Raw genomic sequence first — 244 nt, 5'->3', positions numbered from 1 at the left:
AGAAGAGATGATTCAAGAAGGTCTTCTGCACGAGGTAGGGATGGGAGATTCCAAAGGCGGGCGAAAGCCGATTCTCTTGGAATACAATTACCAGGCGTATGCGATTGCAGGGGTGATTTTTGAGGGTACCACACTGGACATGGCGATTGCCGATTTGAAAGGCGAGTTTTTGGCACGCTACCGAAAGCGACTGGCTCTGCCATCCAATGGTGAAACCGTCATTGAGGACTTGGCGGCAGGCTTG

The 244-nt window shown here is 51.6% G+C and carries 1 pseudogene; it reads left to right on the top strand.

From position 1 onward, the window contains the following. Positions 1-244 (top strand): annotated as a pseudogene (locus tag SB773_RS34060) (transcriptional regulator); the annotation flags it as partial.

Source organism: Bacillus sp. SIMBA_074 (assembly GCF_046534555.1).
In the GTDB taxonomy this organism is placed as follows: Bacteria; Bacillota; Bacilli; order Bacillales; family Bacillaceae_G; genus Bacillus_A; species Bacillus_A mycoides.
Note: the sequence above shows the minus strand (reverse complement) of the source record. Positions and strands in the feature narration are given on the sequence as shown.